Source organism: Candidatus Neomarinimicrobiota bacterium, assembly GCA_012964825.1.
Classification (GTDB): domain Bacteria; phylum Fidelibacterota; class Marinisomatia; order Marinisomatales; family S15-B10; genus UBA2125.
This window is the reverse complement of the sequence record DTTI01000084.1, coordinates 111,315-121,917: the sequence shown is the minus strand read 5'-3', so window position 1 is coordinate 121,917 and position 10,603 is coordinate 111,315. Positions and strand designations below refer to the sequence as shown.

The 10,603-nt window shown below is 45.5% G+C and carries 10 protein-coding genes; 1 reads left to right on the top strand and 9 read right to left on the bottom strand.

Annotated elements, in window-relative coordinates:
• Window positions 1-1,539, top strand: a complete 1,539-nt coding sequence (gene purH / locus EYO21_09605) for a bifunctional phosphoribosylaminoimidazolecarboxamide formyltransferase/IMP cyclohydrolase (GenBank protein HIB04061.1) — start codon at window positions 1-3, stop codon at window positions 1,537-1,539.
• A 10-nt stretch (window positions 1,540-1,549) separates the two neighbouring features.
• On the opposite strand, the gene EYO21_09600 is transcribed toward purH, so the two are convergent.
• From EYO21_09600 to EYO21_09560, 9 genes are all read right to left on the bottom strand, one after another.
• Window positions 1,550-3,220, bottom strand: a complete 1,671-nt coding sequence (locus tag EYO21_09600; GenBank protein HIB04060.1) for a T9SS type A sorting domain-containing protein — start codon at window positions 3,218-3,220, stop codon at window positions 1,550-1,552.
• Window positions 3,204-5,024: a long-chain fatty acid--CoA ligase gene (locus EYO21_09595; protein ID HIB04059.1), complete on the bottom strand. Its 1,821-nt coding sequence runs from the start codon at window positions 5,022-5,024 to the stop codon at window positions 3,204-3,206. The genes EYO21_09600 and EYO21_09595 overlap by 17 nt, the downstream gene beginning before the upstream one ends.
• Window positions 5,021-5,767 carry an ABC transporter ATP-binding protein gene (locus EYO21_09590; GenBank protein HIB04058.1) on the bottom strand — a complete coding sequence of 249 codons (747 nt, stop codon included), beginning with the start codon at window positions 5,765-5,767 and terminating at the stop codon, window positions 5,021-5,023. Before EYO21_09590 ends, EYO21_09595 begins: the two co-directional genes overlap by 4 nt.
• On the bottom strand, window positions 5,760-6,521 hold the full coding sequence (locus EYO21_09585) for an ABC transporter ATP-binding protein (protein HIB04057.1): 762 nt from the start codon (window positions 6,519-6,521) through the stop codon (window positions 5,760-5,762). Before EYO21_09585 ends, EYO21_09590 begins: the two co-directional genes overlap by 8 nt.
• 114 nt (window positions 6,522-6,635) lie before the next feature.
• Window positions 6,636-7,808: a hypothetical protein gene (locus EYO21_09580; protein HIB04056.1), complete on the bottom strand. Its 1,173-nt coding sequence runs from the start codon at window positions 7,806-7,808 to the stop codon at window positions 6,636-6,638.
• A 17-nt stretch (window positions 7,809-7,825) separates the two neighbouring features.
• On the bottom strand, window positions 7,826-8,857 hold the full coding sequence (locus EYO21_09575) for a branched-chain amino acid ABC transporter permease (GenBank protein ID HIB04055.1): 1,032 nt from the start codon (window positions 8,855-8,857) through the stop codon (window positions 7,826-7,828).
• 17 nt (window positions 8,858-8,874) lie between these two features.
• Window positions 8,875-9,801 (bottom strand): branched-chain amino acid ABC transporter permease, encoded by a 927-nt coding sequence (locus EYO21_09570; protein ID HIB04054.1) that lies wholly within the window; start codon window positions 9,799-9,801, stop codon window positions 8,875-8,877.
• Entirely contained in the window at window positions 9,798-10,139 is a 342-nt protein-coding gene (locus EYO21_09565; GenBank protein ID HIB04053.1) for a hypothetical protein, read from the bottom strand. Before EYO21_09565 ends, EYO21_09570 begins: the two co-directional genes overlap by 4 nt.
• On the bottom strand, window positions 10,132-10,584 hold the full coding sequence (locus EYO21_09560) for a MaoC family dehydratase (protein ID HIB04052.1): 453 nt from the start codon (window positions 10,582-10,584) through the stop codon (window positions 10,132-10,134). The genes EYO21_09565 and EYO21_09560 overlap by 8 nt, the downstream gene beginning before the upstream one ends.
• Window positions 10,585-10,603 lie beyond the last annotated feature (19 nt).

Genomic DNA, 10,603 nt, shown 5'->3' with positions numbered 1-10,603 from the left:
ATCTTAAATCAAAACCCAACTCAAGTAAAACGGGCGCTTATATCTGTCTTCGAAAAAACAGGCGTAGTAGAATTGGCCGAATCACTGAACGGTCTTAGTGTTGAAATGCTTTCCACGGGCGGTACTGCTAAAGCACTTCGTGATGCAAATATTCCCGTTACGGATGTAAGTGATTACACCCAATTCCCGGAGATCATGGATGGACGGGTAAAAACCATCAACCCATTGGTAGAAGGCGGAATCCTTGGTCTTCGTGATCTACACAGCGGTGATGCTGAATCCAACAATATTCAATGGATTGATCTTGTGGTATGTAATCTTTATCCATTTTCAGACACTATTTCCCATGAAGATTGCGATCTGGCCTTGGCATTGGAGAATGTGGATGTTGGTGGGCCCACCATGATCCGCTCAGCAGCAAAAAATGTGGGGTGGGTCTGCGTCGCTGTGGATCCGGCTGATTATTCCTCCCTCTCCGATGAACTCCAGTCGGGAGAAATATCATTCGAGACGCGAAAATATCTTTCGTCCAAAGCATTTGGCCACACAGCACAATATGACACCATTATCCATAATTATCTGAAAAGTGAGGATTTATCGGATGATTTCTCAATCACTTTTGAAAAACATTCTGAAATGCGGTATGGTGAAAACCCCCACCAATCTGCTGCTTCTTACAAAATCCCGGGCAATGATGAGCCAAATATTATTAATGCCACCATCCACCAAGGAAAACAACTATCTTATAATAATATCATGGATGCAGATGGAGCGTTGGCCTGCGTCCGAGAATTTGATGAACTAGCCTGTGTGGTGGTAAAGCACGCCAACCCCTGCGGTGTAGCCATGGGTAATGATATACTGGATGTCTATAATCGGGCTTTCAATGCTGATTCTCTTTCCGCATTTGGAGGTATTATCGCCTTCAACAGAACTTGCACCAAAGCAGTGGCGGAGGCTATCACTTCCGTGTTTGTTGAAATTGTTCTGGCACCAGGTTTTGAGCCCAAAGCGTTAGATACCTTTAAAAAGAAAAAAAATCTGCGAGTTTTAGAGATTGGTGAGTTTGGCAAACGCCAACCCAAATTAGAAGTAAGAAATGTTGATGGTGGTTTATTGGTCCAGGATGTAGATACAAAAATATTAACCCGGGATGATCTTAATGTTGTAACTGAAAAGAAACCAACAGACCAAGAAATCGACACTGCTTTATTCACTTGGAAGGTATTGCGCCACGCCAAATCTAATGGAATTCTTATAGCAAAGGATTATACCACAGTGGGGCTTGGAGCCGGTCAAGTGAGCCGGGTGGACGCAGTGCACATGGCGCTTCGCAAGGGAGGTGAAAATGTGAGGTGTGGCGTGCTGGCCTCTGATGCATTCTTCCCCTTCCGAGATAGTATTGATGCCATTGGCACAACGGGGATTTCCACCGTGATCCAGCCTGGTGGCTCTATTCGTGATCAGGAAGTGATTGATGCTTGTAACGAACACGGCATCGCTATGGTTTTTACTGGCCAACGCTGTTTCAAGCATTAACCGGCGCGGGCTACCTCAGCAGCACAGCCTTTATTACCCGAAACTGATCCTGAACTGATAATTTTATTAGGTATACTCCCGAGGGGAGCGGTCGTCCTTTGTTATCTGAAGCTGACCAGTTAACCGTATGGGTGCCCGCAGCCATGTTACCATCCAGAAGTGTTGTGACCGGACGGCCAATCATATCATACAGATAAAGTTTCATATTTGAATTCCTGTTCAGTGTGAACTCCACTTTCGTCTCAGCATTGAACGGGTTCGGGTAATTCTGTCTCAAATCAAAAGCAACGGGCAGAAGGGGCTCTTCTTCAATTGAAGCCTTAGGTGATCCAAAGTAGTAATAACCAAATAGTATCATCATTTCATCTTCACTCAAAAACCCAAACCTTAATGTTTCGTCCGTCCAATTGTCATATGTAACGATTAGTTTCAACCCTTCCCCGGCCCGGACGTGGATGGGCGGATCCAGTTCCAATATTGGTGGGTGCTCCCAGTCATATGCGATATAAACCAATTCTCCATCCAGTTCACCACCAACTTTTTCCACTCTGAATTCCAGCATATGTTCATGTGCATGTGACATAAGCTGAAATACACTTGCATCTTCAATGAATGTGAATGTTGTATCAAGTGTCGTTACTTTATTCGGCGGTAGACTCAGTGTAAGGTGATTAAGAGAGAGGACTTCTGCGATCCGGTCAACTTCTTCCGGTTTAAGTAGATGCATATTTATATACACTTCACCAACGCTTGCTGTGTCCGTCAGATTGATATAGTGTGAATTCAAATCCAAACCTAGATCAGCATCAAGCCGCAGTGCTACACCATTAGGAAATTGGTAATTCATAAAAGGGATCTGAGCTCCAAATCCAAAACTGTGCCAGAGTGTGGCTAATAGGCTAGACTGAATATAAGAGCCGTCCTCAGCCCGTATATCACGATATTCAAAAGGTGTCAGCCCAACCCATGCGGGAATAGATTCAGAGAATGAATAAGCAATAAAATGATGGCTACCGGACCGCATGGTGAGTTCAGCCCGCTCAATATATATGTTTCCGGTCGTATCCAGCGGTTGAAAGTAATAGAATTCCCTCTCAAACTGTGGTGAGATCTCAAAAGGCCCCAAATGAAGTTGGATTCCCTGTTCCGGTGTGTCAATAGCCATAAATTCCGGGGGATCGTATCTTGTGGTGTCATCTAGAAGAGACTCCTTTGCCTTTTCCACAATCCCCTCCTTGGGAGCACCGCCCAGAATCCACTCTTTTATAAACGCCAATTGCCCGTTAGTCAGATATGATGCCCCAAGCGGCATCTGAGCTCCATAGTAAGGGTGATCAGAATAGAAGTGCTCTTTATCTGAAGCATTTATTTTTTCCCAAAGGAAACTTGTAGGAAGACTTGCCAAACCATCATTGCCTAAAAGAAGAAACCCGTCACCCCTTGCGGCAGTGTTGTTTGGAAGTGTATTCACCAACTCCTCATAGGCTACATCAGACGTGAGATAAAGATCAGATTGTTCACCGAAAGTGGTTCCTTCCTGATGGCATTCCACACATCGTGGTGTCCAAACTTCTTCTTGAATCACCTCCCAGGTAGAACGCTGCTGTGCTACACCAAAAGAAACTGCTAGTAGCAAGCTCAATCTTTGCACAACATTTGAATTGCTAAGCATACATTTCATCGATCAAGTTATTATAATGTTTAATTATAACCTTCCGTCGAATTTTGAATGTAGGAGTAATTTCATCTTTATCCTGATCAAAATCCTCCTCAAGAATGCGAAACCTTTTGATCGTTTCATAAGAAGCTAATTCACTGTTCATTTTATGCACTTCGCTCCTCATTAAATCCAAGACTTCCGGTTTTCTTGACAGGTCACCCAGATCTTGATATAGGATTTTTCTGTCCCGTCCAAACTTGTTTATTTCATCTTCATCCAATGTGATCAGCGCAGTGAGGTACGGTTTCCTGTCCCCATAAACCATGGCCTGGCTCACGTAGGGGCTTGTTTTTAATAAGTTCTCGATGTTCTGCGGCGCTACGTTCTTGCCGCCGGAGGTGATGAGAATGTCTTTCATCCTGTCCGTAATGAATAGAAATCCGTCTTCGTCAAGATGTCCCACATCGCCAGTATGGAGCCAGTATCCGCCTTCACCATCAGGTTTCAACAATTCATTGGAGGCTTCCTCATCTTTGTAATAACCACTTATATTTTGCTCCCCGCGGACACATATTTCACCATCCTCGGTGATTTTTAATTCTGTGCCGGGGATAGCACGTCCAACCGAACCAATTTTCACTTCACCTTCTGTTTGTATTGAGATGATACCAGAAGTTTCGGTCATACCATACCCTTCGAATACCTGTATTCCGACCCAATTGAAAAAATAAAGAATTTGCTCTGAAATCGGTGCTGCCCCTGTAAGCATATATCGAATTTTACCCCCAAAGATCTCCTTAATCTTGTCCAGAACAAGGAATCTGGCCACTATCGATTTTATCTTCAGCCAAAAACCAGGAGTTTTCCCGGCTTCCCTAACATCACAATTGGCTTTACCCACATGAATTGCCCAATGATATATCTTTTGCTGAAACCAGGTAGCATCATCAATCCCAGTAAATATTCTGGCATAAAATTTCTCCCAAACCCTAGGTGTACCAAAAACGACCGTTGGGCCGGTTTGTCGGATATTGCTGGGCATATCTTCAATACTTTCGGCAAACACGGCTGCGTTCCCCACAAGAAATCTTAGAAAATGGCCGATTAACCGTTCCGCAACGTGGGCTAGGGGCAGATAGCACACATAAAGATCTTCAGCACTAATTTTCGTCGCCTCAGGTAAATACCGTGAGCTGGCAATGATATTTCTACTAGTAAACATCGCCGCTTTTGGGTTTCCAGTTGTACCGGAAGTATAGGTAAGACTTATTATATCATCCGGTTGGCAGCTCTCAATCAATTCTTCAAATTGATCAGGATGTTTTTTCCCATATTCACGTCCGAGTTCCAAGAATTGGTCTAAGGAACACACATTAGGCATATCCGATGGGTGGTATCGGTCGAAGACGACAATTTTCTCGATTTTGGGAAGACGGTCCCAAATGGCCAGCATTTTATCCAATTGCTCCTGATCCTCTACAAAGGCAAGAACACTGTCACTCTGATCAGCCATATAGAATACCTGTTCATTGGTATTGGAATGGTAAATCGGGGCAGTCACACATCCAACACAGATAATTCCCATATCGCACATGACCCATTCCGGCCGGGTTTGACTCAGGATGGAAATTTTTTCCCCTGTTTGAACACCAGAAGCCAACAGCGCATTACCAACCTCTTCCGAAAATGTTCCGTACTGTTTCCAAGTTTCAGATTTCCACGAACCTCCCTGTTTTCGCCAGATTGTCGTTTTATCAGGGAACTTGCGCACTTGACGCCAGAATAATTTCGGAATGGTATTATACTTGTTTAAATCAATATTCATCTGTCACCACTCCATAATCTGGCTCGACGGGTATATTTCCCTTCACCTAAATACATTTCTCGTACTTTTTCTTCTTCATACAATTCATCATACGTACCGCTCAAAAAGATCTTTCCAGAAGTAAGGACATACCCATAATCCGAGATCTTTAGAGCATGATTCACATTTTGTTCCACGAGAAGCATGGTTACACCCGATTGATGCAAGTCTTTAACTATGGCAAAAATGTCCTGGACGAGTTTTGGCGATAAACCTAAAGATGGTTCATCTAACAACAATAATTTCGGTTCCAGCATTAATGCTCTTGCTAGAGCCAGCATTTGTTGTTCCCCACCACTCAACGTCCCCGCCTGCTGGCTTTCACGTTTTAACAACACCGGGAAATGATCTGTAACCTTTTCCAAGCGTTTTTCAAAAAGACCTTTATCCTTTATCAGAAACCCACCCATCAACAAATTTTCATACACCGTTAATCCCGGAAAAATGCGTCTGTTTTCAGGTACAAGGGAGATACCCAGTTTGATAATTTCTTCTGGGTCCATCCCGTCGATTCGCTGTCCATCAAAATGTATCGTTCCCATTTCTGGTTTCACAATCCCGCTGATGGTCTTCAAGATAGTTGTTTTGCCCGCACCGTTCGCTCCTAAGATGCAGACCAGCATCCCTTCCTCAACTTCAAGCGATACGCCGTGCAGCGCCTTGATCTTCCCGTAGAAAGTTTCTATGCCGATCAACTTAAGCAACGGCACCCTCCCCGAGAAACGCCGAGATCACATCTGGATGTTCTTTAACTTCATCGGGAGCGCCCACCGCAATGATATTGCCGGAGTCGAGGACACAGACCCGGTCAGAGATCCTCATAACCAAGCTCATGTCGTGCTCTACCACCAGTACTGTGATCCCGAGATCATTACGGATCTCAGTAACAATCTTGGCAATCTCCATGGTCTCCTGATCGTTCATTCCAGCGGCGGGCTCATCAATGAGTATCAGATCTGGGTGGGAGACCAGTGCTCGAGCAATTTCAACCAATTTCTGTATCCCATATGGCTGACCGGAAAGGTACTTCTGCTCATAATTTGCGAGACCGAGGAAAGCAAGCATCTCCAGAGCCACTCGCTCTTCCTTTTCACGTTGCTGCCGCGAGAACCATCGCTTTATCGTGTCAGGGTTTCCGATTCTGCTGTGATTACCAAGGAGAACGTTATCCAGAACTGTCATGTACGGTACATTTTGAAGATTCTGAAATGTACGAGAAATACCGGCATCGATAATTCTGTGAGAAGGTTGAGAGAGGAGGTCAACATCGCCAAAGCGGATTCCGCCACAGCGAGGTGTGACGAAACCGTTAATACAATTAAAAAGTGTCGTCTTCCCTGAGCCGTTCGGCCCCACAAGAGAAAAGATTTCACCCTCGCGGACATCCATGGAGACTCCGTTCAGAGCTACTACACCGGAAAAATGAACATGAAGATCTTCGATTTGCAGATCAGACATCAAGCAAAAAGTGTCTCGTTTTACTGAACCATTGAGGTTGGATTAGAAAGGAACAAACGAAACCTGGAGCAATGGAGAGTGCCTCCCCCCACTTCTCCATATCTGCTCAAACTGTTATTTGATCCAGTCCGAGATGATCTGTTGTTTCCCATCTTTGATTGCAACGAGGGCAACCGCTTCTGTGCCGGCACGGTCATTTGGACCATAAGAAAGGCCGGGGAAAACACCCATGCCATCCCAGTTCTTTATCCCTTCCATGGCTGTGATAAGCTTTTCCCGTGTCAGCCGTTTACCGGCACGCTCCAATCCTTCCACAAGAACCATGGCTGTCATGAAGCCGTAGAAGTTATACATCCCCATCACTTTCTCATCGGTACCAGACTTCTTAAACAGCTCCCGATAGAGTTTGGCACCTTCCGTATCAGAGTTATAGAGTTCAGCGAAGTTCGCCGCAATGAATCCTTCTCCTGCTTCGCCGGCGCCAAGAACCACGCGATGATCCATGGTTGGGCTGATGCCGAGGAACTGAGGTGCATAGTTCATGGCAGCAGCAGTCTTCATTACAATAATAGGCTCTCGTACGATTCCGCCAATTATGACATGTGTTGCTTCACCTTTCATCAGGTTCATCACCTGCCCGGCAAAATCTGTGGCTCCTCTCTGATAGGCCTCCTTCTGAACCGTGACGCCGTGTCGTTGCTCAGCTTCAGCGACTCCCTTCAACACGTTTGCACCATAATCGTCGTCCTGATAGATCACACCCACTTTAGCATCGGCGTTTTGTTCGTAAGCATAGTCCACGAGAATGTTCGCTTGTTTGTCATAACCTGTATCGGTATGAAAAATGTATTTCCACCCTGTTCTAGACCGGTCGGACATCGTCCCAGACTGTGTGGCCGGTGCAATAAGAGGAACACCATTCTCCTCCAATAGTGGCCGGAGCGCCTCACATGGAGAAGTTCCGATCACTTGGTAAAGGCAAAAAACCTGATCCACATCAATAAGTTTCTTGGCCGCTGCTACTGATTTCTGAGGATTGTATTGATGGTCTTCTATGACCATTTTGATGTTCCTTCCGTGCACGCCTCCTTTTTCGTTGATGTAACTAAAATAGAGATTTGAGCCGTGTGGAAGCATCATACCTAATTCCTTCATAGGGCCACTCAGGTCTTGAATATTGCCGATCAAAATCTCCGAATCGGTGACGCCCGGTGTTGGCTCACGGCCAGCACAAGCCATAAAAATGGAAAGCAAAAATGTCAGCGATAATTGAGTGAGTCGTGTCATAATGAGTCCTCCTTCAGTTAAGTGAACTTCTTCCTTGGGTTGAAAGGAAACAGTTTCCAGTAAATCCTCAACTTAAGCCACATGCCGTATAAGCCCATCGGTTGGAATATAATAAAGAGGAACATTATAAGCCCGAATATTAGGGACTGAATGTCCGCTACCTCGATAGAAAAGAACAATGCAAGCCAATCTTTAAACAAAGGAATAAAAAGAAAATCAAGTAATACAATAAATACCGTACCCAAGACAGCACCATATATAGAACCGAGCCCTCCAACAAGCCCCATGATAACAAAATAGATAGACAATAAGATATCGAAATGATCTGTACTGATAAAGCGCATGGTATGTGCAAACAGCACCCCCGCAAGACCTGCCAAAACCGCAGATATGAAGAAAGCGAACAGCTTATATCGCGTAAGATCCACACCAGCAGCTTCAGCAGCCCGTTCCGAGTCCCGGATGGCCATGAGGGCTCGGCCTACTTTTGATTGCACCACTCTCCTGGAAAGAACAATCACTAGGATTACAAAAGCATAAATGAGGAAATAATTGTCCCAGTCGTTCGCAAATGTAAACCCGAACAGTACAGGCTTTGACACCTCCAAGCCCGCCGAGCCTTCAGTCCACGCCCTGAGGGCGATAATCAGACGGCGGGCAATGAAACCGAATCCCATGGTGGTCAGTCCGAGATACATCCCAGAGATTCTCAGCGCGGGGAAACCAACCATTAGCCCGAACAGCCCAGTAACCAGAGGTGTTATGATCAAAGACAGACCAAATGGGACGCCCGCCTGATCTACGAGAATCGCCGATGTGTACGCCCCGATAGCCAGAAATCCGGCGTGTCCCAGCGATATAAGTCCTGTATACCCGCTCAGAATATCCAGTCCCACCGTGAGAACGGTATAGATTCCCGCAATGTTCAAGACATACAAGTAATACCGGTAGCTGAAAGTCATCCCCCGCACCAGAAACGGCACAAGAATGACAAGAACGATCAGCGGTGCGACCCACTTCAAATTCTCATCATCGTATCTACCTTTCATTCTCTGTTTACCTGTAGTTAAACCCGGTCAATCTCCTCCCGTCCAAGAATTCCTGTTGGCCGTATCATGAGCACTGCAATGAGAACAATCCAGACGATGACGTCGTTGATTTCCTTCACCCAGGGAAAATGGAAAGAGAGCGTTCCCATACTCAACGTCTCAATAACACCCATGATTACTCCTCCCAAAATGGCACCGGGAATTGAGCCAAATCCGCCCAAGACCGCAGCCGGGAATGCCTTAAGCCCAAGGAAACCCATGTTCGTGTCAAGCAAGGTTCGCGGGGCTAAAAGAACGCCTCCGATGGTTGCCACCACCATGGAGAAAATCCATACATTACGGTACACTTTTTTCACCGGGATTCCCACAAGATGAGCCGCCATGGAATCTTCAGATGTCGCCTTCATAGCTATTCCCCACTTCGTGCGATTGAAAAAGAGATAAAAACCAATGACAAGTATCACAGCGCTGAGAATAATAAATATGTCCAGTGTTGAAATGGCCACATTCCCAACAGTCACAACACTGCTGCCGAACGGGGATGGTGGAATTCGTGTGATAGGTCCGGCAATGATCGCCATGACTGCTCTGAGTATAATGGCCAAACTGATGGTCGCCATAATAACCGAGAAGACCGGTTCATCCTTCAAAGGCCGGTTTATAATAAGGTCAAGGAACGTTCCGAAGAGAAAGGCAAAAGCAATGGCTCCAACCAATGCTAGGAGAAACACCCAGGCTCCGTTCAAAACAGGAATCTCTAGCAGTGTGGAGACGAAGAAAAAATTGACGTACGCACCCACCATCATCAACTCCCCTTGGGCGAAATTGACAACTTCCGTGGCTTTAAAGATTAAGGTGAATCCGAGAGCGATGAGGGCATAAATACAACCGAGGGCGACACCACTAACAACCTCCTGAGTCAGGCCCCCAAAGGCTTCACTCATCGATAAACAGCTTTGCCTTTGGAGATGACTTCTTCTCCTGAATCCTTCCGCACTATAAAACGTACATGATCATCTCTCGTTTCCGTCTCCATCTCCAGTTCATCTTCAGGAAAGACCGGAGATGCGAATCGGACGTTAATGGATTTCAATCGTCCAGGGTCCTCATCCCCAATAAGACGATTTGCAGCAATACCCATAGTGCAGAGTCCTTGAAGGATAATTCCTTCAAGACCAGCTGCTCGAGCAAAATCGGGATCGATATGAATAAGGTTAAAATCACCACTGGCCCCTGAATAATAGTAAGGTAGGAATTTATCAATTTTTATACGGTCACTCATGGGCTCTCTCCACTAGAGTCCACCTGCCTTTGCACACCAACTCATCTTTTTGATTAACCGATTCCGTCTCTATAATGAGAAACTCATTTTGAAGTCCTTCCCTATTCTCTTTTCTAAAAATATCAACAATCTTTACCGTAGTCGATATTTTGTCTCCTGATCTCACCACTTTACCAAACTCATATGACTGTTCACCGTGAACAATTCTTGGTATATCCATGGCAAGCTCTTTGTCCTCGAAAACATACCGCATGGCCTGATGGCTGTAGGTAGCCACAAAGGTTGGGGGAGCTACTACTGTTTTATAGCGGGACTTTGACGAAAAATCCGGGTCTGTGCAATAGGGGTTGGTAGAGAGTGTGGCACGGGCATATTCAAAAATCTTCTCCCTACCCACTTCATATTCCATGGCAGGGTAGATTTTTCCAACAAGGGATTGATTCATTACTAACTGCTGTTCTCAG